This is a genomic window from Labrenzia sp. ATLA3 (assembly GCF_057180185.1).
Window position 1 is genome coordinate 17078 of the sequence record NZ_JBXUKV010000013.1, and the last position, 25595, is coordinate 42672.

22 protein-coding genes are annotated in these 25595 nt (G+C 59.8%); 14 read left to right on the top strand and 8 right to left on the bottom strand.

Translation table 11 applies throughout. The features are described from left to right. The 4 genes from AC2A6O_RS27615 (at nucleotide 1) to AC2A6O_RS27630 (ending at nucleotide 4805) form a co-directional block, all read left to right on the top strand. A complete protein-coding gene (locus AC2A6O_RS27615; RefSeq protein ID WP_498931970.1) occupies nucleotides 1-765 on the top strand; it encodes an SDR family oxidoreductase in 765 nt (254 codons plus the stop codon). Further along, nucleotides 762-2189 carry a carnitine 3-dehydrogenase gene (locus AC2A6O_RS27620; RefSeq protein ID WP_498931971.1) on the top strand — a complete coding sequence of 476 codons (1428 nt, stop codon included), beginning with the start codon at nucleotides 762-764 and terminating at the stop codon, nucleotides 2187-2189. The genes AC2A6O_RS27615 and AC2A6O_RS27620 overlap by 4 nt, the downstream gene beginning before the upstream one ends. Nucleotides 2190-2449: 260 nt before the next feature. Beyond that, a complete protein-coding gene (locus AC2A6O_RS27625; protein ID WP_498931972.1) occupies nucleotides 2450-2860 on the top strand; it encodes a hypothetical protein in 411 nt (136 codons plus the stop codon). A gap of 118 nt (nucleotides 2861-2978) precedes the next feature. Next, nucleotides 2979-4805 carry a vWA domain-containing protein gene (locus AC2A6O_RS27630; RefSeq protein ID WP_498931973.1) on the top strand — a complete coding sequence of 609 codons (1827 nt, stop codon included), beginning with the start codon at nucleotides 2979-2981 and terminating at the stop codon, nucleotides 4803-4805. Between the two features lie 400 nt (nucleotides 4806-5205). Here AC2A6O_RS27630 and AC2A6O_RS27635 read toward each other — a convergent pair whose 3' ends face one another. From AC2A6O_RS27635 to AC2A6O_RS27645, 3 genes are all read right to left on the bottom strand, one after another. Beyond that, nucleotides 5206-5997 (bottom strand): hypothetical protein, encoded by a 792-nt coding sequence (locus AC2A6O_RS27635; protein ID WP_498931974.1) that lies wholly within the window; start codon nucleotides 5995-5997, stop codon nucleotides 5206-5208. Between the two features lie 20 nt (nucleotides 5998-6017). After that, complete coding sequence (locus AC2A6O_RS27640) at nucleotides 6018-6674, bottom strand: SH3 domain-containing protein (protein WP_498931975.1); 657 nt, start codon at nucleotides 6672-6674, stop codon at nucleotides 6018-6020. 102 nt (nucleotides 6675-6776) lie between these two features. Then, complete coding sequence (locus AC2A6O_RS27645) at nucleotides 6777-7430, bottom strand: LuxR C-terminal-related transcriptional regulator (RefSeq protein WP_148585962.1); 654 nt, start codon at nucleotides 7428-7430, stop codon at nucleotides 6777-6779. A gap of 51 nt (nucleotides 7431-7481) precedes the next feature. On the opposite strand from AC2A6O_RS27645, the gene AC2A6O_RS27650 reads away from it, so the two are divergent. Then, entirely contained in the window at nucleotides 7482-9509 is a 2028-nt protein-coding gene (locus tag AC2A6O_RS27650; protein ID WP_498931976.1) for a sensor histidine kinase, read from the top strand. A gap of 26 nt (nucleotides 9510-9535) precedes the next feature. Here AC2A6O_RS27650 and AC2A6O_RS27655 read toward each other — a convergent pair whose 3' ends face one another. From AC2A6O_RS27655 to AC2A6O_RS27665, 3 genes are read right to left on the bottom strand one after another with little or no spacing between them, the layout of a single operon-like run. Further along, nucleotides 9536-11149: a 5-guanidino-2-oxopentanoate decarboxylase gene (locus AC2A6O_RS27655; protein ID WP_498931977.1), complete on the bottom strand. Its 1614-nt coding sequence runs from the start codon at nucleotides 11147-11149 to the stop codon at nucleotides 9536-9538. Further along, a complete protein-coding gene (locus tag AC2A6O_RS27660; protein ID WP_498931978.1) occupies nucleotides 11140-12336 on the bottom strand; it encodes a pyridoxal phosphate-dependent aminotransferase in 1197 nt (398 codons plus the stop codon). The genes AC2A6O_RS27655 and AC2A6O_RS27660 overlap by 10 nt, the downstream gene beginning before the upstream one ends. A 19-nt stretch (nucleotides 12337-12355) precedes the next feature. After that, nucleotides 12356-12991 (bottom strand): TetR family transcriptional regulator C-terminal domain-containing protein, encoded by a 636-nt coding sequence (locus AC2A6O_RS27665; protein ID WP_498931979.1) that lies wholly within the window; start codon nucleotides 12989-12991, stop codon nucleotides 12356-12358. Nucleotides 12992-13291: 300 nt separating this feature from the next. On the opposite strand from AC2A6O_RS27665, the gene AC2A6O_RS27670 reads away from it, so the two are divergent. From AC2A6O_RS27670 to AC2A6O_RS27710, 9 genes are all read left to right on the top strand, one after another. Then, nucleotides 13292-14065 (top strand): ABC transporter ATP-binding protein, encoded by a 774-nt coding sequence (locus tag AC2A6O_RS27670; protein ID WP_148585957.1) that lies wholly within the window; start codon nucleotides 13292-13294, stop codon nucleotides 14063-14065. A 77-nt stretch (nucleotides 14066-14142) separates the two neighbouring features. Beyond that, nucleotides 14143-14922 (top strand): transporter substrate-binding domain-containing protein, encoded by a 780-nt coding sequence (locus AC2A6O_RS27675; RefSeq protein WP_148585956.1) that lies wholly within the window; start codon nucleotides 14143-14145, stop codon nucleotides 14920-14922. An 83-nt stretch (nucleotides 14923-15005) separates the two neighbouring features. After that, nucleotides 15006-15734 (top strand): ABC transporter permease, encoded by a 729-nt coding sequence (locus AC2A6O_RS27680; protein ID WP_148585955.1) that lies wholly within the window; start codon nucleotides 15006-15008, stop codon nucleotides 15732-15734. A 1-nt stretch (nucleotide 15735) separates the two neighbouring features. Beyond that, nucleotides 15736-16551, top strand: coding sequence for an ABC transporter permease (locus AC2A6O_RS27685; protein ID WP_148585954.1), 816 nt, complete (start codon nucleotides 15736-15738; stop codon nucleotides 16549-16551). Then, a complete protein-coding gene (locus tag AC2A6O_RS27690; protein ID WP_498931980.1) occupies nucleotides 16552-17724 on the top strand; it encodes a M20 aminoacylase family protein in 1173 nt (390 codons plus the stop codon). It abuts the gene before it with no gap. Nucleotides 17725-18134: 410 nt separating this feature from the next. After that, the gene (locus AC2A6O_RS27695) at nucleotides 18135-18908 is read left to right on the top strand and encodes a hypothetical protein (protein ID WP_498931981.1); all 774 of its coding nucleotides are present in this window, start codon (nucleotides 18135-18137) and stop codon (nucleotides 18906-18908) included. A 20-nt stretch (nucleotides 18909-18928) separates the two neighbouring features. Then, entirely contained in the window at nucleotides 18929-20905 is a 1977-nt protein-coding gene (locus AC2A6O_RS27700; protein ID WP_498931982.1) for a caspase family protein, read from the top strand. Nucleotides 20906-20951: 46 nt separating this feature from the next. Beyond that, on the top strand, nucleotides 20952-23135 hold the full coding sequence (locus tag AC2A6O_RS27705; RefSeq protein ID WP_498931983.1) for a hypothetical protein: 2184 nt from the start codon (nucleotides 20952-20954) through the stop codon (nucleotides 23133-23135). A gap of 3 nt (nucleotides 23136-23138) precedes the next feature. Next, the gene (locus AC2A6O_RS27710) at nucleotides 23139-23588 is read left to right on the top strand and encodes a hypothetical protein (protein WP_498931984.1); all 450 of its coding nucleotides are present in this window, start codon (nucleotides 23139-23141) and stop codon (nucleotides 23586-23588) included. On the opposite strand, the gene AC2A6O_RS27715 is transcribed toward AC2A6O_RS27710, so the two are convergent. Further along, nucleotides 23579-24400, bottom strand: coding sequence for a hypothetical protein (locus tag AC2A6O_RS27715; RefSeq protein WP_498931985.1), 822 nt, complete (start codon nucleotides 24398-24400; stop codon nucleotides 23579-23581). The two genes, AC2A6O_RS27710 and AC2A6O_RS27715, sit on opposite strands and share 10 nt — an antisense overlap. Then, on the bottom strand, nucleotides 24400-25533 hold the full coding sequence (locus AC2A6O_RS27720; RefSeq protein WP_498931986.1) for a radical SAM/SPASM domain-containing protein: 1134 nt from the start codon (nucleotides 25531-25533) through the stop codon (nucleotides 24400-24402). The genes AC2A6O_RS27715 and AC2A6O_RS27720 overlap by 1 nt, the downstream gene beginning before the upstream one ends. Nucleotides 25534-25595: the final 62 nt, after the last annotated feature.

Below are 25595 nucleotides of genomic sequence, written 5' to 3' on the forward strand. Positions count from 1 at the left end.
ATGAGCCGCAGAGTAGTTGTTACAGCCGGTGCTTCGGGCATCGGCCGCGCCATTGCGGACCGGTTCCTGGCAGAAGGTGACACCGTCGCGATCTGCGATGCGGACGCTGCAGCCGTTTCCGCATTCTCGAAGGCGAACAGCAACGCGATCGCTGTTGTTGCCGATGTCACGTCTGAAGCGGAAATGACCGCGTTCCTGAGTGACCTGGAAGAGCGCTGGAACGGTGTCGACGTGGTCTGTGCCAATGCCGGCACCGGTGGCCCTGCCGGGGCAATCGAGACGCTGGATTATGAAGAATGGCAGCTCTGCGTCGCCACCAACCTCCACGGGGCCTTTCTCACCTGCCGCTGGGCGGCCAGAGTGCTGAAGGCGCAGGGCCACGGTCTGATCACCCTCACGTCCTCGACGGCCGGTCTTTACGGCTATCCATACCGCTCGCCCTACGCTTCGGCCAAATGGGCGATTGTCGGCCTCACCAAGACACTCGCCATGGAACTCGGGCCGCACGGCATCCGCGTCAACGCGGTCTGTCCCGGCGCGGTGGAAGGAGAGCGAATGGACCGGGTCGTTGCGATGGAAGCCAAGGCGCGTGGCGAGAGCGAAGAGGCCATTCGCCAAAGCTACGTGAAGGGCGTTTCGCTCAAGACCTGGGTCACCGCGCAGGACGTCGCAAACTCCATTCACTTTCTGGCGTCTGAAGCAGGCGCCCGTATTTCAGGACAGATCCTGGCCATCGACGGCCACACGGAGACTTTAGCACCATGACCAGAAAAGCATCCATCGTCGGCGGCGGCGTCATCGGTGGCGGCTGGGCCGCCCGGTTCCTGTTGAACGGCTGGGACGTTGCCGTCTTCGACACCGACCCGGAAGCCGAACGCAAGATCGGCGAAGTCATCGACAACGCACGGCGCAGCCTGCCTGCTCTTTACGACAAGCGGCTGCCGGACGAAGGCACGCTCACCTTCACATCCGATCTTGCTGAAGCGGTCTCCGGAGCCGACTGGATACAGGAAAGCGTGCCGGAGCGTCTGGATCTTAAACACAAGATCCTCGGCAGCCTGACGGAGCTTGCCCCAGAAACGGCAGTCATCGGATCGTCCACATCCGGCTTCAAACCCTCCGAACTGACCAGCGAAGGCGCGCGGGCCGTCGTCGCCCACCCGTTCAACCCCGTCTATCTGTTGCCGCTGGTCGAACTCGTCGGCGCCCCAGACCAGACCGCACGCGCTGCTGACATCCTGCGTGAGATCGGCATGTTCCCGCTGACAGTGCGCAAGGAGATCGACGCCCATATCGCCGACCGCTTTCTGGAAGCAGTCTGGCGCGAGGCGCTCTGGCTCGTGAAAGACGGCATCGCCACAACGGAAGAAATCGACGAGGCCATCCGCATGGGCTTCGGTCTGCGCTGGGCGCAGATGGGCCTTTTCGAAACCTATCGCATCGCCGGTGGTGAAGCGGGCATGAAGCACTTCATGGCGCAGTTCGGCCCGTGCCTTTCCTGGCCCTGGACCAAACTGATGGACGTGCCGGAATTCACCGAAGAGCTCGTCGACCTGATCGCCGGTCAGTCGGATGCCCAGTCGGGCCACCGCTCCATTCGTGAACTGGAGCGCCTGCGCGACGACAATCTTGTCGGCATGATGCGGGCTCTCAAGAAAAGTGGCAGCGGTGCGGGCGGTGTTCTCAACACCCACGAACGGGCCCTGGCGGCCCCGGCGGAAGCCGACCTGCCGATCACGGGAGATCGCCAGATCCCGCAAAGCTGGACCGACTACAACGGTCATATGAACGAGGCCCATTACCTGGAAGCAGGCGCAGCGGCAACCGACCGGTTCATGGAACTGATCGGTGCGGATGCCGATTATATCGCTTCCGGCAAGAGCTACTTCACCGTTGAAAACCATCTGCGTTATCTGGACGAACTCCTTGCAGGTGAACGCCTGATCGTCACGACCCACGTGCTTCAGGGGGAAGGGAAGAAAATGCAGCTGTTTCACTTCCTGAAGAATGCCGACGGCAAGCTTGCCGCGACCATGGAAACGCTGCTGCTCCATGTCGATCTCAACACCCGCGCCAGCTCCCTGCCGGATGAAGACGTCGCCGAAAAGCTCAAGGCCTTTGCAGACGCCCACAAGGCTCTGCCCTTTCCGGAAGGCGCTGGCCGTTTCGTCGGTCAGAAGGCCACCTGACAAGTCCCCCGTCCGCGGTCACCTGGACTGCGGGCGGGGCTATTTTACTTGACAGGCTGAACCACGGCTCCCGCCAGGGTGCCCTCAGCATCGCAATAGACCTCAGGTTCGGTGATCGCGCCTCCTCAAGGCCAAAACCTGCGAAGTGCGATTGGGGTATCGACCCCATACTGACAGCCCGCCCGCTCTGGCACCTTTCTCTCATCGAAAGATCGATACCCCCTCCGACAGGAGATCATTCAAGAGAAAGGAATTGACCAATGAAAGCCCTTGCCAAAACCGCTGCCGCCGCATCCGTCCTTGCCATCGCAGGCGTTGTCTCCCTCGGAGCCGTCACACCGGCCGCCGCCTTGTTCGACATCTGCAAGAAGGTCAACATCACGGTGAAGAACAACACCGGCCAGCCAATCCAGCTTTACGATCTCGATTACCGTGACCTCGGCTCCAATCGCTGGCGCTCGGAAAACATCGCCAACCGGGTCATCGCAAACGGCGGCACCTATAGTGTGACCCGCAACCTGGAAGGCGTGAACAACGCCAGCACCTTTGTCCGGGTCCAGTTCCGCAAGCTGAAGTCCAACGGCCGCTGGAACCTGCTCAAGACCTGGTACGCGGACTCAAGCACATCGGTCTGCCGCAAGGGCAAAAGCTACCGCATCGTCTTCCGCTAACACCTGCCGATGACCAACGGGCTGCGCCGCTCAGGCGCAGCTCTTGCCTGACACCCCAACCAGCCCTCCCCCTTACGCCCGGACACACCGTTTCCGGGCGATGAAAAGGATTTGTCTCATGTTTGGCAAACACATGCCCAGAACCGTGCTGATCAGCTCCGCATCCCTGATGACAATCGCCATTGCCGGCATCGCCTCCCAAACCATCGATTGGCAGGATCTCGGAAAGAAACTCACAGACACGACAGAAGCAGCCGGCAGAATGACCAACACCGGCAAGCCCGACGATGATGCGTCGGTTTCAGCAACCGAGCTCCCAAAACAGGAAGAGACTCACGCTGTCGTCGCCGAAGTTGCGCGTCCGGTTGCAACTCCTCAGCCTGCTCCAGCCCCGGCGTTGCTTCAAAAACAAAGAGCTCGTTCGAATGGAGCCGGCGGCGGACTGATGACATTTTCCTCTGGCGCTGGTGGAGCTGTTCTGAACAGCGGCATTCAGGCGGAACCACCGGCAATGCCTGCCGTCCGCCTTGAAGACCGGGAACGCTTTGCCTCCGCCGAGGCCAATCCCCTGAAACGCACGAGTGCGGACCCGGTGTCGACCTTCTCCGTCGATGTGGATACCGCCTCCTATTCCTATGTCCGCAGCACGCTGTCCGGCGGCCGTTTGCCGAATCCGGATGCGGTGCGCGTGGAGGAGATGGTCAATTACTTCGATTACAATTACCCCGTGCCCGAAAAGGGCGGCCATCCCTTCTCCACCAATGTTTCCGTGGTCGATACCCCGTGGAACGAACACACCAAGCTGATGCAGGTCGGCATTCAGGGCTACAAGGTCCCGCTCGAAGACCTTCCTCCGCAGAACCTGGTGTTCCTGATCGACACCTCCGGCTCCATGGCCGACGCCAACAAACTGCCGCTGTTGCAGCAATCCTTCCGCCTGCTGCTGTCCTCACTGCGCGACGAGGATGAAGTCGCGATCGTCACTTATGCGGGCAGTTCCGGTGTTTTGCTGGAGCCGACCAAGGTTGCCGACAAAACCCGGATCCTGGAAAAGATCAACGCGTTGACCTCCGGTGGATCCACGGCAGGCCACGAAGGTCTGAAGGGTGCCTACGCGCTGGCCGAAACCATGACCGGCGATGGCGAGCAGACCAGGATCATCCTGGCCACCGACGGCGATTTCAACGTCGGCCTGTCCGACCCGGACAGCCTGAAACGCTATGTCGCCGAACAGCGGGAAAACGGCACGGCACTCTCCGTGCTCGGCTTCGGTCGCGGCAACTACAATGATGAGCTGATGCAGACCCTTGCACAGAACGGCCAGGGCGTTGCCGCCTATATTGACACGCTGTCTGAAGCCCGCAAGGTGCTGGTGGATCAGGTCGTCAGCTCCATTTCGATGATCGCCCAGGACGTCAAGATCCAGGTCGAGTTCAACCCGGAAACCGTCGCGGAATATCGTCTGATCGGCTACGAAACCCGGGCCCTCAAAACCCAGGACTTCAAGAACGACAAGGTCGATGCGGGCGATATCGGTGCGGGCCACAACGTCACGGCCCTTTACGAAATCACCCCTGTCGGGTCACCGGCGGAAAAGTTCTCGGACCTGCGCTACGGCCCCGAGGAGAAGATCGAACCCGTTCAGGCGTCCTACTCGGGTGAACTCGCCTTCGTGAAGCTGCGCTACAAGCAGCCCGGCGAGAAGGAAAGCACGTTGATCCAGACACCGGTCATGGAAGACACAAGCGGTATACCGATGTCGGAAACCCTCTTTGCCGCCTCGGTCGCCGCCTTCGGGCAAATGCTGAAGGGCACCGATTACCTGGGAGACTGGGATTTCAGGGCGATTGAAAAGCTCGCCAGTGAAAACAAGGGTGCGGACCCCTTCGGCTACCGCTCAGAATTCCTGACGCTGGTGCGCCTCGCCGACGTCGCCGAGCGCTAAACACCCCACCGCCCGCACAGAAACCGGCAGCCCCACCTGCCGGTTTCTTTTTGCGTTTCTCCCCAGGTTGGCCGTCGCTCCATTCGTCTCCCCCCAATGGTCATCCCGCCTTCAGCCACCCCGCCGTTGCTCATCCCTCCTTTGGTCATCACGGACGCAGCGCAGCGAAGATCCGGGATCGGGGAGCCGAGGGCTGACGAAATGGGCCCCTAAAAAGGAACCTGTTCCTCCCCGATCCCGGCTCGCGCTCCGCTTGGCCGGGATGACGATGGAAAGATTCCCCGAATTGCATCCCCAACAAGCCATACCAGCCCGGAAAGAACCTTGCTTCCGGGCGTATTCGCGCGAGTAACGAACTTAAGAAAAAACTGGAGAAAGGCCGTTTGCGCTGCCGGGCCGGTTACCTGTCCCGCAACCAGTCCAGAGACACTTGCGTCCCATCCGCCTGGACGAGATCGAGACGACTGGAGAGGATCAGCGACAGGGCGCCCAGGTCATTCGTCTTCCAGAGATAGATCGTATGCCGTGTCGGCTCGAACTGGGCGCAGGCTGTTGCGCCAACGTCGGCAACATAGCGCGGCGGGCCGTCGCGCCTGATGTCAAAGCCCTTGGCCCCACTGGCATCTTCCGGATTGGTTAGGCAGACCGTGACCAGACGCGCGAAAATCGCATCATCTGCATCTGCCGCCTCCTCCAGTGAAGCCGGGTCCTGCGCGCGGCCCACCGGTTTCTCGACAGCCGTGTTCAAACCCCGCATTTCAGGTCCGGAGGTTTCCAGTTCTGACGCTTTTTGTTTTGGCGCAGCAGCCGGCGCAACCCGTTCCCGCTGGGGGGCAATCCGGCTGGTGGCCGGGTTCAACTCCGGGCTCAAGCGGTCCGTCCCAAACGTGTCATCAGACGGTGCAGGTGTAGGCGCCGGCGGCGGCGGGGCGACCTCGGCAGCGGCTTCTTCCCTGTCCATCAGTCGGCGCTCTGGCTCATCCAACTCGGTAGCTTGCGCCGGTTCCGGAGCAACCGCCGGTGCGGGCACTTCGCCTTTCTGAAACCGGATCAGATCGTTGCTGCCACTTTCCAGGAACGTCGGCTCCGGCAAGCCGCTGGCCAGAACAGTGACAGTGGCGCAAGACAGCAGCAAGCCTCCAATAAGAAGGCTTCTGGCAGATCTGCGCTTTTGCTGGTTGCTGGCAGGCATGTGGCTTGTCGATATGTCCTTCAATTTGCGGGCTCAAGATAACGGCTATTCACCCATCCGGAAATTGCGTCCGAACGGATTTCGCACCAGCTTCCTTCACAGCTCTCGGAAAGTTCCACATTACAGGCTCCCGCCGCAAGAGCGCCGGTGACGGCATGCCGTGTTCCAGGCCCCTTCCGCACATTCAGCACATCATCCTGCGCAATGGAAACACACATGAGCCGATTGTCGGGCGCGTCACCGGAAGACCGGAACATGGCCGGAGGCGCAGCCGATGCGGTACATACCCCTCCGACATTTTCACCCCGCGCGCACAGCGGACTGACCTTCATCTCCAGCAGCTCCCATTGGCCCGACGCGGTGCGTATCACCGTGCCCCGATAGTGTTCGCCGGACAGGCTGTCATCGAGATATCCCGTCATGACGATATCGACACTGTAGCCGCTGCCCGCCTTGCGTACCTTCAGGTCCAGAGCGGCATTGCCTTCGTCACTCTCCGGATGGCCTTGCAGAAACGGCATCAGCACATCCATGAAATTGGCCGCGACTGCCGTTCCGGGGGCAACGCGGATCTCGCGGAAACCGTCATCCTGTGCCAGCGCCGAGCCCGTCAAAAGCAGGCAGGCAACGGGTAACGCGGCAAGCGAGGCGGCGGAAAATCTGAAACAGCGGGGCATGGCAAAATCCTCTTGTGGGTCACACAAAGCAGTAACCCATGTCCGGTCGCCGCCAGCCATGGGGCCAATCCCCCATTCCGGCCGGGGCAAGCAGCCTCCCGGTCAAAGTTCCCGCGACGGATCGATCATGCCTTCCTTCAGCGCCTTGGCCATCAACTGCGGCACCGAATGCACGTTCAGCTTCTGCATCAGGCTGGTGCGGTGCTTGTCGACGGTCTTGATGCTGATGCCGAGGCCTTCGGCAATTTCCTTGTTGGACCGCCCGGCGAGGATCAGGTTCAGTGTCTGCCGTTCCCTGTCGGTCAGCACCGGTGGTGCAGGCGTTTCCTCCAGGAGCTTCAAGAACACATCTGAGACATGCCGCTGCCCCCGCAGGATCCCCGGCAGTTTCTGGTAGAACTCGGCGTTGTCGGAAGCTTTCGAGAACAAGCCGTCGACACCCGTCTCGATGAGATCGGAAATGAGCCCAACTGCGGAAATGCCGGTCAGGACGACAACCCGCGTTTCCTTCGACCAGCGCCGTGCCTCGATCAGCACTTCCACACCGCCTGCCATGGGCATGGAGACGTCCAGCAACAAAAGATCGGGCCGGTGCCTGCGCACCTCGGCAATCGCGCTGAGACCGTCGCCGGCTTCCGCCAGCACATTGATCCCTTCCGGCTCGATCAGGCCCGGTTTTTCCAGCGCATCGCGCAGTCCGGAGCGAACGATTGCGTGATCGTCTGCAATGATGGCACTATATCTTTGATCTTTCACGGCTCTCGATCCAGCAGCAGCAGTCCTTCTATCTGACATGCCTTAGGGGAAATGACCAGAATTCTGCACTTGTGGGTCTTCCTGTTTTTCAGTCTTCTCGTGACCGGTCTTGCCCGCGCCGAACCGGTGCGCCTTGAACCTGGCCAGGGAATCGGGGATCTGAAGCCGCACCTGGTCTATGAAAGCGACCCGTCAGCCTCGCTTTCCGAGATCCTGACACGGTTTCGCTCCGGCGTGTTTTCTCCGTCCCTCAAGGCCTCCATGCTGGGAACCAATTATGCTCCAGAGGCCTGGGCGGCGGTCGAAATCTACAACGCAACCCTGAACGATGGCCGCACACCCGACCCTTTCGTCCTTACGGTCGATCTGCCGCTGGTCAGCGAGCTGGACGCTTATGTCATCCGTGAAAGCGGCTTTACGGAAAACCTGATCAACTATTCGATCTTCGAACCCTTCGCCCCCGAAGACCATTCCGTGACCCGCCTGCGCACACCTGTGTTCCAGATCGCCCCGCAGGAGCGGGTCACGCTGCTGGTCAATTTCAAGTTCGGGCCGTTCCAGTCCTTCAAGATGGCGCTGGAGACACCGGTTGAACTGGAAGCTTCCGCTTTTGCATCCGGCATCACCCACACGGCGTTCTATGCCTTCACGATTTCCTGCCTGATTTTCTTCTTCGGTTTTCACCTGGCCATGAAAAACTGGATCGGCATGCTGTATGCGCTCCAGTTCGGCCTCGGCCTCGCCTTCATCGGCTATATCGACGGTCTCTGGTTCCGGTTCTTCTTTCCAGACAATCCTGAACTCCAGTCACCAATCGGGTTCTTTCTGCTGTTCGCCCTGTCGGGCCTCGGCTTCGTCATTTCCGGGCGCTCGCTTGTCGTGGACCGGCGCGAAACCCGGCTTTCCATCGCTCTCACGAGCATGGCCGCCCTTTCGGTCGCCGGCTTCGTGCTCTCCTTCTTTTCGCCCGGTACCTACGTCGCCTTTTTCGGCTACGTGCTTCTGGCCCTCATGTTTGTCTCGGTTTTCCTGGCGGGCCGCCGCTGGCGGCGTGCCGAAGGCGCAGCCCATCTCAGTGGAGAACTGATATCGGTTGCCGGAATATTGCTGGTCATTGGTGTGATTGCCTTGATGGTGGTTGGGCTGGAGGCGGATATTCTGCCTGTTGCAACCACGGTCAAAGGCATTTTCTCCTGCCTGCTGATTGCCACCATGACAGGGCTGACCGCACATATCGTTGCCCTGCGCCACAAACACGCAAACGCCGTGCAGGCGGAAATCAAGGCTCTGGAAGCGGAAGCCAGGCGCAACCGGGAACTGCTTGTCGCCGAGCGCAATTATACCCGTGCCCGCGATCTTGCCAGCCTCCGTCAGCGGCAACTGGCCACCGCGTCCCATGATCTGAAACAGCCGATCACTTCGCTGAGGCTGAGCTTCGATCACCTTGCCGACCATATGGAACAACCCGTTCGCCAACGCCTTGCGGAGGCCTTCGACTATATGGAAGCCCTGTCGAATTCCTATCTGAAGGAAACGGCGCCAAGGAGCCTTGAAACAGAGACGGAGACCCTGCCGGATCGGACAGCCGCAGACGAACCTCGCCAGACCGGCGTCAGCACGGCCCAAACGGAACCTGTGGAAACCGAGAGCTACGAGCTCTCGCTCGTGGTCGACACGGTTCAGCAGATGTTTGGCGAGGAGGCGATCTCGAAGGGCCTGAAGCTGCGCCGGGTGTCGTCATCGCGCAAAACCACCGTGCCGGCGATTGTCCTGATGCGCATTGCCAGCAATCTGGTTTCCAATGCGGTCAAATACACCGAGACGGGCAAGGTGCTGATCGGCGTCCGCAACCGGGGCCAGACCGTGGAACTTTGTGTCCTCGACACAGGTCCGGGCCTGACCGGGGCTGAGCAGGAAAGATTCCTGAAAGCCTACGAGAAAGGCAGCGCCTCCCGAGGCCATGGCCTCGGTCTGTCGGTTTGCCATGACCTTGCACAGGAACACGGCCTCGCGTTCACCTGCCAGTCTGTGAAAGGCAGGGGAACGCAATTCAGGCTGACACTGCCCGCCTCAAATTGAGCGAAGCCCTGTCAGGGGGCAGCTACTCAGGCAGTCGCGCCGCGCGTGCCCGTCTCGTGGATTTCGATCAGGCTCGGCCCGGAAAGGTCCGAAAACCGCTTCAGGGCAGTTGCCAACTCGGCCACATCGTCAAGACGGACGGATGGCAGGCCATAGGCTTCTGCGATCTTGCCGAAGTCGGGTGCCGACGGGGTCACGCCTTCCGGCTCAATGCCCCGGTCCACCATGTAGGACCGGATCTCGCCGTAACCGTCGTTGTTCCAGACCAGGAAGATCACGCGTGCCCCGCAATCCACGGCCGACCCGATTTCGGCAATCGAGAACTGAAGCCCGCCATCGCCCACCAGGCAGATCACCGGGGTTCCAGGTTCGCCAATGCTTGCGCCAATCGCCGCCGGGGGCCCATAGCCAAGCGCTCCGAACCCCGTTGCCGCGTTGAACCAGCCGTGCGGCCGCCCTGCTTCAAAATAAAGGTTGCCGGAGTAGATGGCCTGCGTGGAATCGCCGACGATGATGCAGCCGGGCAACGTCTCGCGGATCGTCTCCAGAACGCCGACTTCGGCCTGCATCTTGGGGCTCAACCAGGAGGCAACCGCCTCGCGGCACCCCTGCGCGCGTGCAGCGCCGTCCGCATCCCCCCTGTGGCCCTCAAGCAGCGGCAGAAGATCGTCCATCAACTGGCCGACACTCGAGAGCATGGGCAACGCGGCCTCCGGTCCACGTGCAAGCTGGTCCGCATCGATATCGACGCGCACCAGGTCGGCAAGCTCCGGAAATCCGTCGTCGGCATACATGTCGTAGTCGGTCTCCCCCATCTGCGTGCCAAGGGCAATCACCAGATCTGACGCCCCGATCACCTCACGCACGGCGGCAAGGCTGGGACTAGCCGGGATCGACAGCGGATGACCGGCAAACATGCCCCGCGCATTGACCGTGGTCACCAGCGGCGCATCGATCTGTTCAGCCAGCAGCCGGATCTTGTCGGCAGCAGCGACGGATCCACCACCGCACAGGATTACCGGACGTTGGGCCTGCCGGCATTTTTCCGCCAGCTCGGCCACCTGCGCCTGCGCCGCCCGGGGGCCGCAGGCCTTTGACGGATGAAGGTCGCCAAGCGTGATCTTTTCAACCATCACATCGGTCGGAATTTCAACATGGACAGGGCCCGGCCGCTTTGATTGGAGAATTGCAAAGGCCCGCTCCATGACAGCCGGCAGATCCGCCGCCTCAAGAAGCGTGTGCGTCATCAGGGCAAGCGGTGCCATAATGGCCCGCTGGTCCGGCAATTCATGCAGCTTGCCCCGGCCATGGCCGAGAGTTGCCCGGGCATTGACGCCTGAGATCACGAGCATCGGCACGGAATCCTGATAGGCCTGCGCCATGGCGGTGATCGTATTGGTAAGGCCGGGGCCTGTGATCACCAGGGCCACGCCGGGTTTTCCGGTCACCCGGGCATAGCCGTCGGCCATGAAACCTGCGCCCTGTTCATGGCGCGGTGTGATGTGCCGAATGTCTGACGTCGCAAGACCCCGGTAGAGTTCGACCGTGTGCACGCCCGGAATTCCGAAAACAGCTTCGACGCCATTGGCTTCAAGAATATCGATCAGTGCTTCACCGACCGTTTTGGTGACTACGCCCATTTGCGGTTTCCCTCGCCCTTGCTGAGACCATCCGCAAAAGCGGCAATCCTGTCTGTTGCTTCCGAAAGCGTTTCATCGGCAACCGTCAGCGACAACCGGATGAAATTTGTGGCCTGATCGCCGAAAGAGACCCCTGGCATGACCGCGACCTGCTTTTGCTCCAGCAGCTGCTCCGCGAAGCTGGCACCGTCCAGCCCAGTGGCGCTGACATCCACCAGCAGGAACATGCCCGCTTCCGGCATCATCGGCTTCAGGGCAGCATGACCTGACAAATGATCGATGATGAGCTTTGCCCGTCTCAGATAGTTCGCCCGCATGCGTTCCGCGGTGTCGAAATCCCCGGAGATCGCCATGGCCGTCATGTCCGCAATAAACGGTTGACCGCCAAACAGCATGGTTTCAGAAACCGCCAGCAGCCGCGTGCAGAACTCTTCCGGACCGATGGCCCAGCCGGAGCGGAACCCGGGAGCGGCATGAGACTTGGAGATCGAAGACACAACGATGGTCCGGTCCGCCAGTGCGGGCTGGTCGAAGGGGGAGGCAAACGTCTGCTCGAAGATCAGCTTTTCATAAACTTCGTCACAGACGATCCAAAGATCGTGGCGGATACAGACTTCGCCGATGGCGGCGATTTCATCGGCCGTCAGCGTCGCTCCGGTCGGGTTATGAGGTGTGTTGAGCAAAAGCACCCGGCTGTCTGGCGTGATCGCCTTTTCAAGATCTTCCGCCTGAAGGTGGAACCTTTTTTCAGCGCGCATCGGCACGGGCACCATGCGCGCGCCGGACGCGGCGATAACGCCTTCATAGGTGGCATAAAGCGGATCGCCTACCAGGACGGCATCGCCCGTCTCCACCAGACCCAGCATGACCGCAAACAGGGCCGTCTGGGTGCCTGGAAAACACAGAACGTTTTGCTCGCTCACATCAGGCCGACGCTGGCGGTATTTTTCCGTCAAGGCAGCGACGACACCCGGTTCGCCGCGTCCGTTGGAATAGCGGATGCGGCCGGCCCTCATGGCCCGATCCGCTTCTTCGAACAGGGCCTCGTCGGGCAGGATGTCCGGCTCGCCAATGGTCAGTTCAATAACGGGAATACCCGCCGCCGCCATCTCGCGCGCCTTTATGTGGACAGTCCATTTTCCCGAGCCCAAATGGGCAAGGCGGTCGGTGATCGACGCATAACGCATAGTCGGTCTCTCAATTTCTTCAGGGTTTGGCGGCAAGGCTTATTCCGCCGAGCAAAGCCTCGACGGATTTTATGGCAACGCCCGGCAGGGGCGTTTCCGAAAAAAGGTGACCGACAAGCGTACCTTCGATCCAAAGACCGTCGATCACGCCGTTGATCGCAATCGCCAGTTCCCGGCACCGCTTTGCATCCGGTGTTTCTCCGGCATCAATCAGCACATCGGCAACGAGCGCTTCCAGCACGGAGCGGAAAGCGAGATAGCTTTCGAGGTGAATTTCGGCAAATGCCGGATCGACGCGCACATGACTGATGAACGCCGCCCACAAAGACAGCGTCCTTCCGTCGGCAACTGGCGGTGACAGGTTGGCAACAATGAAATCGTGCAACTTCGCCCTTGGGTTTGGCTGATCGGCATTTGCAGCTGCAGCGACGGCAGACGTCATACCGGTCATGACCTCCCGATAAGCGTCCTGCATCATCTGGTCCTTGCAGGAGAAGTAGTGACGGATCAGACCGGGAGTGACACCGGCCCGGGCTGCAATTTTGCGCACGGTCGCACCGTGCAAACCGAGTTCGGAAATGCAGTCCAGCGTCGCCTGGATAAGATCCTGACGCCGCTCTGCCTCGCTGGCGCGATGGAACGAACGGCGACTCAAGACCAGCCCCGATGCAGCGGAAAATCCTGCGCGGCGTGGATTGCGGGCATGGTCCGGCTCCGTGCTGACAAGGCCTCATTCGCCTCCCGTGCCATCCTTCTGTCCTCCGACATTTTCTCCGACCACATGACGTACCGGCATCGATTTTTTCGTTATTATACGGTTGAATAATTAGGAAACAAGTGCAAAGCTGACAACTGTTGCCGCTCAGAGAGCTGACGCTGCATCGGCAAAACCGACGAGGTCAGCAGCAGACAGAAACACCAACTGCACCGGTTTGATCCGGGCAATGGCGGTAGGATGGAATCAACGGCGCCAGCCATCGAGGTACGTGACCTCTTCAAACGTTTCGGAGCCCTTGAAGTGCTCAAGGGTGTTTCGCTCACGGCCCGGCAGGGCGACGTGATTGCGATCATCGGCGGGTCGGGCTCCGGTAAATCCACTTTTCTGCGCTGCATCAACATGCTTGAGTTGCCAAGCGCCGGGTCGGTCACCATTCACGGTGAAGCCATCGACCTCAAGAAAGACGGCCACCATGGCCTTCGCCCTGCCAACCGCAAGCAAATCGAGCGCATTCGCAGCCAGCTTGCAATGGTTTTCCAGAGCTTCAATCTGTGGCAGCACATGACCGTGCTTCAGAACGTGATTGAAGTTCCCATTCATGTTCTGGGCATGAAACGCGACGAAGCCGTCGGCATTGCAGAAACATTGTTGCACCGTGTCGGACTGTTCGAAAAACAGGACGCCTATCCGGCTTTCCTGTCCGGCGGTCAGCAGCAGCGCGCCGCCATCGCCCGCGCTCTTGCCGTTCAGCCGCTTGCCATGTTGTTCGACGAACCGACATCCGCCCTCGACCCGGAACTTGTGGGAGAAGTTCTCGGTGTCATCGGCGATCTGGCCCGCGAGCAGCGAACCATGATCCTGGTCACCCACGAAATGAAATTCGCACGGGAAGTCGCCAGTCACGTCATCTTTCTGCACAACGGCATCATTGAGGAACAGGGCCCACCGGACCAGGTGTTCGATGACCCGAAATCGGAGCGGCTGAAGAAATTCATCAGCTCGATCAACTAGACCCGTCCCGCAATATCTTCGCGGGGTGGGACAGCCGGAAGATCCGGCATGAAAACTTGAAAAAACAGGGGAACAAAATGAAGCATATTCTGAAAACAACGCTCGCCGCCGCCGCACTGGCCGCCACCGCTATCACCGGCGCACTGGCCGAAGAAGTGAAGGTGGGTGTCGCAGCCGAGCCGTATCCGCCGTTCACGTCGCCGGATTCCAGCGGCAACTGGGTCGGCTGGGAAATCGAGTTCATGGACGCGATCTGTGCGGAAGCCAAGCTCGATTGTGTCGTCACCCCGGTTTCCTGGGACGGCATCATTCCGGCTCTGACGTCCGGCAAGATCGACATGATCATCGGGTCCATGTCCATCACCGAAGAGCGTCTGAAGACCATCGATTTCTCCGACAAGTACTACAACACCCCGACAGGTATCATCGGCGCCAAGGGCGACGACTTCGACGCAACGCCTGAGGGCCTGTCCGGCAAGATCATCGGCGTTCAGGTTTCTACCGTTCATGCCGATTATGCCGAAAAGCACTTCGGTGACGTCGCAGCCGAAATCAAGCAGTACCAGACGCAGGACGAAGCCAATCAGGACCTCGCCGCCGGCCGTGTCGATGCCGTTCAGGCGGACGCTATCGCGCTGGACGCCTTCCTGAAATCCGATGGCGGGGACTGCTGCGAATTGAAGGGCAACGTCGAGGAAGACGAGGCGATCCTCGGTGCCGGTGTTGGCGTCGGTATCCGCAAGGGCGACACGGAACTGAAGGACAAGATCAATGCCGCGATCAAGGCGATCCGCGACAATGGTACTTATGAAACCTTCTCCAAGAAGTATTTCGACTTCGATATCTACGGCGGCTAACCGGCCGGATCATCCTTAAAAAAGCGTCCCGCGCCATCTGGCGCGGGCGGACACTTTTTTCAAAGCAAGGTTGACCGCTGCCGATGGCTGCTTCTCCCGTTTTTCTCAATCTCGACCTGCTCGCCCTGTCGCCGCCGGGTTGGGGTGGTGTGCTTCTCGCCGGGTTTGCAGCTTCGCTGCAACTCGCGGTCGGCGGCTTTGGCCTCGGCCTCCTGATCGGCATTGGCGGCGCTTTCGGCAAACTCTACGGCGGCCCCATCGTGCGGGACCTGCTCGAGGTCTATACCACCGTCATCCGCGCCGTTCCCGAGCTTGTTCTCATCCTGCTGCTCTATTACGCCGGCACGGACGCGGTGAATTCGCTCCTGATGCTTGTGGGATTGCCGAGGGTCGACATCAGCGGCCTGGCCGCCGGTATCTTTGTCATCGGAGTTGTGCAGGGCGCTTACTCGACCGAAGTTCTGCGCGGCGCGATCAAGGCCGTCCCGCCCGGACAGATCGAGGCGGCCAGGGCCTATGGCATGTCCCCTTTCAAGACATTGCACCGCATCACCTTGCCGGCCATGCTGCCCTATGCCATTCCCGGTCTTTCCAATCTCTGGCTGATCGCAACCAAGGATACCGCCCTTCTGGCGGTGGTCGGTTTCTCGGAACTGACGCTGGTAACCCGCCAGGCCGCCGGAGCCACCAAGGCCTACATGCTTTTCTATTGCGCTGCCGGCGTGCTCTATCTCTCGCTGACGCTGATCTCAAACCGCGTCATTGGCTATATCGAACGACGCGCAAGGCGCGGAATTGCGGGGCCGATGTAAGATGAGCGACACCAAGGCCACAATGCCCGCCTATGTTCCGCCGCCGCCGCGCCGGTTGCTGGAACCTCACCGGATCTTCCTGATCGCCCTTTTCGGTGCCATCGTCTTCTGCGCCGTCTGGTTCCTGCGCTGGGACTGGCTGGAGAAGTATCAATGGAAACTGCTCCACGGGATCTGGGAAACGCTGTTTCTTCTGTTTTCGACCGCCGGTGCCGGATTTATCCTTGCCGTGCTCCTTGGCCTCGTCCAGGTCACCGGGCCAAAGCCTCTTGCCATGATTGCACGCGGCTTCTGTACGCTGATCCGAGGGACACCGCTGCTGCTGCAACTGTGGCTGCTTTACTACGGTCTCGGCTCGGTGTTCGCGCAATATCCGGAAATTCGGCACTCGATGTTCTGGCCCTATCTGCGACAGGCCTGGCCGTATGGTTTTACGGCGCTCATGCTGTCCTTCGCTGCCTATGAGGGCGAAGTGATGCGCGGCGCCTTTGCAGGTGTGCCACGAGGTGAACTGGAAGCCGCACGCGCCTTTGGCATGAGCCGGTTCACGACGTTCCGGCGCATCTGGCTGCCCCGGGCGATCTATCGCGCACTGCCGACTTTGAGCGGAGAAACGGTGCTGCAACTGAAATCGACACCGCTTGTCGCAACCATTACGGTTGTCGATGTCTACGCTATTATTTCAAGAGTGCGGCAGGATACCTATCTCACTTACGAGCCCCTGCTGCTGCTCGCACTCATCTACATGTGTCTCACCGGGATACTGGTATTGCTGTTCCGCATGCTAGAAAATCGTATCCCCAGCCGTGGTGCGTAAATGACAGTACAGTCATCCAACTTCCTTCCAGAAATCGTTGCTGCGCGGCGCCATCTGCACTCGATCCCCGAGATCGGCCTGTCGGAATTCAAGACGTCGGACTACATTGCCGGCGCACTGACTGCGATGGGCTACGAAGTCACGCGCGGTCTGGCGAAAACGGGCATTGTCGCAACGCTTCGCAACGGCAATTCCACCAGAAGCATCGGTATCCGTGCCGATTTCGATGCGTTGCCGATCCCGGAGGAAACCGGGGCGGACTACGCAAGCACGCATCCAGGCGTCATGCATGCCTGTGGTCACGACGGCCATACGGCCATGCTGCTGGGCGCCGCGAAAATCCTGGCAGAACGCAAACAGTTCGACGGAACGGTGCACCTGATCTTCCAGCCTGCGGAAGAAAATTTCGGTGGCGCCAGATTGATGATGGAGGACGGCCTTTTTGAGCGGTTCCCATGCGATGCCGTCTTCGGTCTTCACAACGACCCAACCTTGCCCTTTGGCCAATTCGCCTTCCAGCCGGGCCCGATGATGGCAGCCGTTGACGAATGCAAGATCACGGTCATTGGTTACGGTGGCCATGGCGCCGAACCGCAGGATGCGTCCGACCCGATCGTTTGCGGCGCCAGCATCATCATGGCTCTGCAGACCATCGCCTCACGCAACATCCACCCGCTGCAGTCTGCCGTGATCACGGTCGGCGCATTCAACAGCGGCATTGCCAGCAACGTGATCCCCGAACGCGCGGAAATGAATCTCACGATCCGGTCTCTGGACCCTGATGTACGCGACGAACTCGAACGTCGCATCCGCATGATCGCTGAAGGTCAGGCCGCCAGCTACGGCATGCGGGCCGAAGTCAAGTATGAGCGCGGCTATCCGCCCATGATCAACCATGAGGCTGAGACCGACTACCTGCGTGACCTTGCCAGGCGTTTCGCAGGCGAGGAAAATGTCGCGGATCTTGCCCGCCCCTCCATGGGCGGCGAGGACTTTGGCTATTTCCTGGAGGAAAAGCCGGGCACCTACTTCATGCTTGGCACCGCCAAAACCGACCGCGACCCGCCCTTGCATCACCCCAAATACGACTTCAACGACGACATTCTGCCCATTGGCACGAATTTTTGGGTCGCACTGGCGGAAGACTTCCTGTCCGAAAAAGAACCCGGATAATCAGCGCGAACCGCACCAGTCTGCAGACGGGGCGTTTGTTGTAAATCCAGCGAACAAGCGCCCCCGAACCCCACGCCCGGCGCGATCGTCGAAAAACCGGTGACAGGCCGGACCTTCTCTCCCCATGCTATTTCTTTTGAGCTGGAAAGCCTTTTCCCGGCCCGACGGAGCTTGTCCGGACGTCTTGCAACCTGGAACAGACCGCCGACGTTACGGAAGGCCAAAGATCTCCCCATCTCACGGCAAAAGGAGCCACGCCCATCTGCCAGGCAGCCCGTGGCGCGAATTTTCGCTTCACTAAACGGAGACACTTGGTAGGATGATCTCTGCTGCTGACGATGCTAAAAATATCAATTACATGATGAAGGCGTCATAGAACGCTAGGTCAGATTTTAAAAACTTGGTGAAATATGGCAGAAATTACCAAGCGGAAAATGCTCGGTTTCGTATCATTTATTGCATCTATTTTGGTTGCCTGGCTCACAGGAGCGACAAGTTCCGCAAAGGCCAGCAATCAGGCACTGACAGATTCCGTCAAAAATACTCCCTGGCAGCTATCCAGCGCCCGGCAGATTTTTTCCAGGAGCACTTTGTTGCCGTTCGACGAGTCATTCGACCCCGCGGCAAACGGCAGCAAACTGGAAAACCCCGGTGGAAAACCGATCACCATCGCCGCTTATGAAAGCGAATCCCCAAGCGCCAAGGCCGGATCCGGACAGGAACCTGTTCGGCCGTTTCTCTTCATTCCCAAAAGAGAAGGCGGCCCGACGACCATCGCTCGGGAAAGAGCCACACTTGAGCGCTTCCTGAACACACGCGTTCGCGTAAAGAAAACCTGCGAACGCTGCCAGCAGAGAGTGAAAAGCGGGCTCGATCCGGTCAAGTGCATCACTGAAGTGCTTAAGGACCTGGAAGACCGGCTTGCGCGTGAGGCGCAAAATGGCAGCGCGGTTGCGCAATCCGCCCTACCCATCGTACGCGAAATGGTGGTGAAGGTTGAACAGGCAGAGAGCGGCGAAGCTGCCCTTGAAGCCGTGCGCGAAGGCCTCAGCAAGGTTCAGCGCATTCAGATTGTTCGCTCGCAGGACACGGTGATCTCCAATCTGCAGCAGCAACAGCGAGCCGTCCTGACCGAGACAATTGAGGCCGTCGAAGTCAATCTCGCTTCGATGATTTCAATTTGAGCGGAATGCGGTTCCTCACCATGAACGTGTTTCTGGCCCGGCGACGACTGAAAAACGCTTTCCTGCTCGCGGGCCTGATATTTGTCGTCACCGTTACCTGCGTGCATCCGTCACGAGCTCAGCAACTCGTGACCGACACGCGCATGGCGCTCGTCATCGGCAATTCCAATTACAGGGGCGAAAAGCTCCCCAATGCGCGTAACGATGCTGAAAGCATCGCCGCAACACTGCAAACCCTCCGGTTCGACGTCACGCTTATTCTGGATGCAACGCAAGAAAACTTCCTGAAAAAAACCGAAGAATTCTCGCAGAAGGTCATCCGGCAAAATGCGAGCGTGGTCCTGGTCTATTATGCAGGTCATGGCGTGCAACTTGCGGGCAAGAACTATCTTATCCCGGTCGATTCCCGTATCAGCGACATCGACACACTTGTCAGCGACAGCATCCATTTCGATGAGTTGCTCAAGCTTGTCGGACGCAGCAGCGCCTTCAAGATGGTGTTTCTCGACGCCTGTCAGAACAATCCGTTTCAGGATCGCATCAAGAGCCTGGAAGTCGGCCTGGCGCCGCCGCCGGATGTCAGCGGGTTCCTGATCGGCTATGCCACCCAGCCGGGCAAGGTCGCCTACGATGGTGCGGGGGATAACAGCCCCTACGCGTCGGCGCTCCTGTCCTACATGCATGCCTCCGGCCGCGAGGTACTATCCGTGCTGGCGGATGTGAACCATAACGTGCGCAAGGTCACCGGCGGGGCGCAAATTCCCTATGTTCAGTTTTCCGTCAAACCCGATTTCTACTTCAAGCCAGGGCCGGAAACGGATGGAGATCTGGAAGTGGGGCTATGGAAACTGTCGGCGCAGCAGGAAGATCCCAAGCTGATCCAGCTGTATTTGCAGCGTTATCCCGAAGGAAGGTTCGTCGACGAGGCCCAGAAGATCCTTGAAAGAGCCTTAAAGGAGACAGATGGCAAGCCGCCGGCGCCTTCGGTCAGTCTCGCAAGCCTGGAAGAAGACATCTGGTCCAATGCGCTGGCCTCCCGGAACCAGGCCTTGCTGCAATATTACATCGAGCGCTTTCCGGACGGGCAATATCTGGAACAGGCAAAAAAGCTCGTCACCCAGATGGTGCCGGACAACCCCAATAATCTGACATCTTCTGAACTCTGCCGAAGATTTGCCACGCATCCGAACGATGCCACCGTCCTTTACCGCGGCGTATCACTTAACCTCCTTGCCAAGAATTCCGGAGCTGCCATTCATTCCTGCGAGCAGGCCGTCAAGGATTATCCGGATGTGCCTCACTACAAGGCCCTGCTCGCAAGAGCGCGTGCCGCCGCCGGCGACACGAAGATTGCCGTGGATCTCTACCAGCAGGCAGCGGCGGCGGGCGACACACGGGCACTGGTCAGTCTCGGCCTGCTCCATGAGCTCGGTCAGGGACTGCCGAAGGACCTTCTGAAAGCCCGCGAGTTGTTCGAAAAGGCCTATGCCAACGGCAGCGCGGATGGTGCCATCAACCTTGCCGTTTCCCTCTACAACGGCACCGGCGGGTCGCGCGATGTTCCGCGCGCCATCACCCTTCTGGAATATGCCTCGTCTGAAGGTGCCGCCAGAGCGACCTACAATCTCGGCGTCTTTGCCAAGGAAGGCATCTACAAGACGCCGGAAGACGCCGCCGCCTACTTCGAACTCGCCGCGCAGCAGGGATATGCGGAAGGCGCCCTTGCGGCCGCGGCCATCTACGATGAAGGGTTCCACACCGACAAATCCCCGCAAAAAGCATCCGAGCTCTTGTTATCGGCCCTGACGGCAGACAGCGGCGAGACGCTCGCAAAGATATCCGCCGAAGCCCGGAGCTGGTCGCGCGACACCATCCTTGAACTGCAGACCCGCTTGCAGTCTGCCGGCTATTACGAGGGAACGCTGGACGGTGTGCCGGGCCCGCTTTTCAACCGCGGACTGGAGTCATGGCGGCTCTATGGAGGCTCCCCATCGTGATGACCGGCAAGATCGTTTGACAGGTTTATCGGGGGGCGACCGGCCTATGGAATTTGATGTCCTTTACCTGGCCGACCTGCGCTTTCCCGGCGGGACGTCCACATCGCTCAAATACGATCTGCGCGCCTGCAAGCAGGCCGGGCTGAGAGCCGGCGTCATTCCGCTCAGGTCGCCTCTTTTTTCAAGAAACCGAACCTTGAACGCCTCGGTCCTGGCGGAGATCAAGTCCACCGAAACCATCATTGTTCCTCAAAACGAAAGACCGCGCGCCAGGGTCGCGCTTCTCTACCACCCCTCCTTGCTGGACAAACGGGTGCACTGCCGAAACCGGTTCGATGCGGAGGCCTGTTACCTCGTCGTGCATCAGACGGTTCGAAACCGGGACGGGCAGCGCGCCTTTCCATCTGATCACTGGTCAACGCTCCTTGCCGACTGGTATGGCCACTCGCTGAAGCTTCTGCCGGTGAGCGCGCTCGTGCGCGAAGATCTTGCCGGAAACGGCTTGTCCCATGCCCTTCACGCGAGCAACTGGGAAAACCTGATCGACCTCGATGATTATCCGGAAAAACCATCCCGGGGCCAGAAGACTCGGCTGATCATCGGCCGCCACAGCCGTCCTAGTGCCGACAAATGGCCGTCCCTGCCTGTTGCCATGACGTGTTATCCCCAGTCGCCGGATTTCGCCTTCCGCATGATGGGCGTGCCGAAGGCATTTCTGGACCAGTTCGAAGATCTGCCATCAAACTGGCAGGTCCTGCCGTTCTCGAAGGAACCGATTTCAAAGTTTCTCCAGGGGCTCGACATCTACAGCTATTTCCATTCCCCAGCGCTTGTCGAAGCGTTCGGATATGGCGTTCTTGAAGCGCTGGCCACAGGCCTGCCTTGCGTTCTTCCGCCCTATATGGAATCCAGTTTTTCCGATGCGTGCCTTTATGCGGAGCCCGACGAGGCCCCGCAGGTCTATGAACGGCTTCGTGCGGATCCCTGCCTGTTGGAAACGACCTCCCGAAAAGCCCGCGCGTTTGTGGAGGAGCGCTACGGCCTGGACCAATTTGCCGGCAAGTTCGACAAGGTTGCCACCCCTTCCCTCACTGCCCGGCCAGCCCCCAGACAGCGCAGAGCCGCACAAGCCCCCGTCATTCTGACGGTCACGTCCAACGGCGTCGGTCTCGGACATCTCTCCCGGCAGCTTGCGATCGCCAGGGCAATCGGCCCACGTGCGAATGTCGTTTTCTTCTCCCTTTCCGAGGCAATCGAAATCGCGCGATCCATGGGATATCTCGCCGAATTCCGGCCTTTCCGGCAAAGGCTGGAATTGGATTTCAAGGCCTGGAACAGCTATTTCTTTCAGGAAATGCGCGAGGCACTCAGCCACTACAAGCCTTGCCTCACCTTGTTTGACGGCAACCTGCCCTATGCAGGCTTCGTCGACGCGGTTGAAAGCTACGGCCAGGCCACCAGTGTCTGGATCAGGCGTGGACTCTGGCGCACCCCCCAGCCCAACAGCATTTCCCGCGAGGGTTTTTTCGATGCGATCATCGAACCGGGAGAATTGTGTGCGCCGCTGGATGAAGGCCACTCGCGCCCGAACCCCGACAGCGTCGCCCGGGTCGACCCGGTGCTGATGACGCCGCGGGACCAGCTCTTTGACAGGACAACCGCAAGACGGGCGCTGAACCTGCCGGACGACGCGATCCTTTGTCTGGTGCAACTCGGTTCGGAAGCCAATTTCGACATGTCCCTTCCCCGTGCTCGTTTGCTGGAGTTTCTGGACAGACACCCAGACGTGGTTGCGGTCGACGTGAGATCGCCGCTCCATTTCGAGGAACAGGCGGATTTCCATGAGCGCCTGGTGATGCGGAAGGTCTATCCGCTCGGGCAGTACCTGAAGGCCTTCGACTTCGCGGTCTGCGCGGCCGGATACAACACCTTTCATGAAAACATCGCCGCCGCGCTGCCGTCCATCTTCGTACCAAACAGCAACCCGATCATGGATGTTCAGGAAGCACGTGCGGAATATGGCGCACGCGCCGGCTGGAACCTCACTTCATCTGCCGAGGATCCCTACGCAATCGGGGAGCAGCTGGCGCAGATGCTCGACCCGGACGTCCGCCAGTCGCTGGCCCGATGCTGTCTCAGAAAAACTGGCTGCTGGAACGGCGCACCGCAGATCGCGCAGCTTTTGCAAGCCGTCGCCCAGCTCCCGGCAAATCCCCTGGAGGACCGTTGAACCGTGTCTTTCAAACGAAGCCTTCGCAAAATCGGACTACGGGTTGCCCTCGGCAGCCTGCGCAAGCTCGAGGCCAACACAAAAGGCGATGCCCTCCTCCTGTCGGAACGCCGCCGGCAAGGAACGGTCGCACTTGTCTGGGCGCTTGATCAGGCAGGCGACCAGCTTTCCAGCGCACTGACGGAGCAACTGGAGAAGCTTGCGGAGTTCGAAACAGTGGTCGTCGTCTGCCCGCCCAGGTACTTCTCGGCGCTCCGAAGCAGAGGCCTCTTTTTCGAAACCCTGCCGCCGCTGTCGGATCTTCCCCGCAGCGGTGTTTCGGCCAACTGGGGTATCTATCTCAAACGCCGGGTGGCCCGCATCCGGGAAAGCTGGGCACCGGACTTCGAGTTCACGGTCGGCAGCTCGCTGGAAGACTATATCCTGTCCCTGCCCGGGGGTGATCAGACATAACCATCCGCTGAAAAGACGTCAGGCTCGGCAAAGGCATAGGCCATCAGGGAGGCCTGCTGGAGCGCGGCCCGAAAGTGAGCGCCGTTTGCAATCGACCGGAATGGGTCGGTTTCCCGCTCCTGCTTGAAATCGGGTATCAGGCTGAAGTCGAAAGCGGACAGCTCACAGAGGCCCTTGTATCGTCGCTGCAAGCCGTAAAAAGCGGTCTGGGCCGGTTGGTTGAGATCAGCGTTATAGGAAAAGTGCCGCACGTCCAGACCTGCAGCCAGCACCGTTTCCGACAGAAACTGGAACCAGTCGTCGGTGGGTCCGGCATCTTCCAGAAACCCGTCCATCGTGATCTCCGGCTTCAACGAAGTCGTGTCGACCCATTTCCAGGCGCCAAGCTGCCGCGCTTTCACGAGAGAGACATATCGCGCAAACCTCTCCCTGGTGAGAAAGGCGCAGGAGCAGTCGAACCGGAACAGAATGTCTTCGATGAACCTTCCGGGCAATTGCTTCGGCAGGATCGAGTAGCACAGATAGTCGTATCCAAGTCGGTCGCAGACTGTCGAGAGTGCATTCAGGAAGACGACCGGATCTTCCCTGACATAACCGGCGAGCGCTTTTGCCTTTTCCGGATCGACCTCGATGCCGGTTTCCTCTTCCAGCATGCCGATAAACTCCGGTGTCTGGGTCTCAAGGCCGAAGGGAGACGACGGATTGAACAATTCGCCAAGCACGACCGCCTTTTCAAGACCGTGCCGCATCATGGTCTGGTGCAGATGCGTGCCGCTTCTCCCGGACGACAGCAGGATGAGATGATGCACCATCACACTCCCTTCTGAACAAACGCATCAGACATTCCACCTGACCAAGGCGCCCTCGGTGCGCCAACGCGCACTGGCGGAAGGCCCAGGTCCTCGATGTCGACGTCGGGCGCGTTCAGAACCGGGTCCTCCAGGATCAGCCGCAACTGATCGTGGTCGGCGTGGCGAGGGTCCACGACGTCTACCGCATGACACGTGCCTTCCTGAACCATCTGCTGATCGCGAAACCGTTGGAACAGAATTCCCGTTGCCCCCACCCGTCTTGCCAGGCGGGCAAAGTCCGGCATCTCTGCATAGTTTTCCTGCCGGACGACAAATACCAAACGGTAAACGTCGACGGCTTTCAACCTGCGCAAATGGCCGAGAAAATACAGATTGGGCATGAGCTGACCCAACTGCCTTCCCGGCCGCAACGCTGCATAAGTCTCCGGAGTTGCGGCATCGACGGACACATGAACGCTGCCGACATGCCCCCACAGATCCAGCCTGTTCCAGACGGCTTCCGTCAGCAGCAGGCCATTGGTGTGAAGGTCCAGCGCCTTGCGCGGTTCTGTCCCACTGCAATAGACCTTCAGGAAGTTCAGAAAATGCCGGCTCGCAAATGGTTCCCCATCACGGCCGATGGTAATTCGCTCGGCTTTGGACAGGAAGCGCCCGTATGGCTCATTCACGATCCAGTCGAGCCTGTCGGCATCGTATTTTTTCATTTGAACCGGAGCGGTTCCACGAGCGGGACAGGCCGTATTGCTGCTCAAGTCATGACCGAGATTGGCGCGCCTTGGAAGCATGTCCAGGTGGGTTTTGCCACTCTGGAGGATATTCCGATAACAGGCTGCAGCCGGCGATGGATCGGTTGACGAGAGGATCTCCTCGCGCGTCGGAAGATCGCGCTGGGCGATGCGTGGGCATTCCGAACGGCAGCAATGAGAAAAGTCGCCCTCAAGGATCGACCGCCGTATTTCCTGGGCTTTGGCGGAATTCCAGGCAGTTTCCGGGTCGTCGGACAGGGTGCCGATCGCAGCCGGCTGCCAGGTGGCCGGACAAAAGTGAATGTCCTGGTTCGGCTGGGTATCGACCTGCTCGAACGGATTGGAACAGAAGCGATCGCTCAACCAGGTGTCATCAGGCCTATCCATGCAGTTTGCCCGGACAAGTCATAGCCTGGATCCGGCCCCCAAAAGACGCCCTCCTTGGAAAA

Bases quoted from the DNA above. Each gene is read 5' to 3' on its own strand.
- AC2A6O_RS27720 (WP_498931986.1), bottom strand. From the start codon at position 25,533: ATGGATAGGCCTGATGACACCTGGTTGAGCGATCGCTTCTGTTCCAAT.
- AC2A6O_RS27640 (WP_498931975.1), bottom strand. From the start codon at position 6,674: ATGCCCCGCTGTTTCAGATTTTCCGCCGCCTCGCTTGCCGCGTTACCC.
- AC2A6O_RS27635 (WP_498931974.1), bottom strand. From the start codon at position 5,997: ATGCCTGCCAGCAACCAGCAAAAGCGCAGATCTGCCAGAAGCCTTCTT.
- AC2A6O_RS27615 (WP_498931970.1), top strand. From the start codon at position 1: ATGAGCCGCAGAGTAGTTGTTACAGCCGGTGCTTCGGGCATCGGCCGC.
- AC2A6O_RS27715 (WP_498931985.1), bottom strand. From the start codon at position 24,400: ATGGTGCATCATCTCATCCTGCTGTCGTCCGGGAGAAGCGGCACGCAT.
- AC2A6O_RS27630 (WP_498931973.1), top strand. From the start codon at position 2,979: ATGTTTGGCAAACACATGCCCAGAACCGTGCTGATCAGCTCCGCATCC.
- AC2A6O_RS27690 (WP_498931980.1), top strand. From the start codon at position 16,552: ATGACAGTACAGTCATCCAACTTCCTTCCAGAAATCGTTGCTGCGCGG.
- AC2A6O_RS27660 (WP_498931978.1), bottom strand. From the start codon at position 12,336: ATGCGTTATGCGTCGATCACCGACCGCCTTGCCCATTTGGGCTCGGGA.
- AC2A6O_RS27705 (WP_498931983.1), top strand. From the start codon at position 20,952: ATGGAATTTGATGTCCTTTACCTGGCCGACCTGCGCTTTCCCGGCGGG.
- AC2A6O_RS27680 (WP_148585955.1), top strand. From the start codon at position 15,006: ATGGCTGCTTCTCCCGTTTTTCTCAATCTCGACCTGCTCGCCCTGTCG.
- AC2A6O_RS27685 (WP_148585954.1), top strand. From the start codon at position 15,736: ATGAGCGACACCAAGGCCACAATGCCCGCCTATGTTCCGCCGCCGCCG.
- AC2A6O_RS27675 (WP_148585956.1), top strand. From the start codon at position 14,143: ATGAAGCATATTCTGAAAACAACGCTCGCCGCCGCCGCACTGGCCGCC.
- AC2A6O_RS27655 (WP_498931977.1), bottom strand. From the start codon at position 11,149: ATGGGCGTAGTCACCAAAACGGTCGGTGAAGCACTGATCGATATTCTT.
- AC2A6O_RS27695 (WP_498931981.1), top strand. From the start codon at position 18,135: ATGGCAGAAATTACCAAGCGGAAAATGCTCGGTTTCGTATCATTTATT.
- AC2A6O_RS27670 (WP_148585957.1), top strand. From the start codon at position 13,292: ATGGAATCAACGGCGCCAGCCATCGAGGTACGTGACCTCTTCAAACGT.
- AC2A6O_RS27620 (WP_498931971.1), top strand. From the start codon at position 762: ATGACCAGAAAAGCATCCATCGTCGGCGGCGGCGTCATCGGTGGCGGC.
- AC2A6O_RS27650 (WP_498931976.1), top strand. From the start codon at position 7,482: ATGACCAGAATTCTGCACTTGTGGGTCTTCCTGTTTTTCAGTCTTCTC.
- AC2A6O_RS27625 (WP_498931972.1), top strand. From the start codon at position 2,450: ATGAAAGCCCTTGCCAAAACCGCTGCCGCCGCATCCGTCCTTGCCATC.
- AC2A6O_RS27700 (WP_498931982.1), top strand. From the start codon at position 18,929: ATGAACGTGTTTCTGGCCCGGCGACGACTGAAAAACGCTTTCCTGCTC.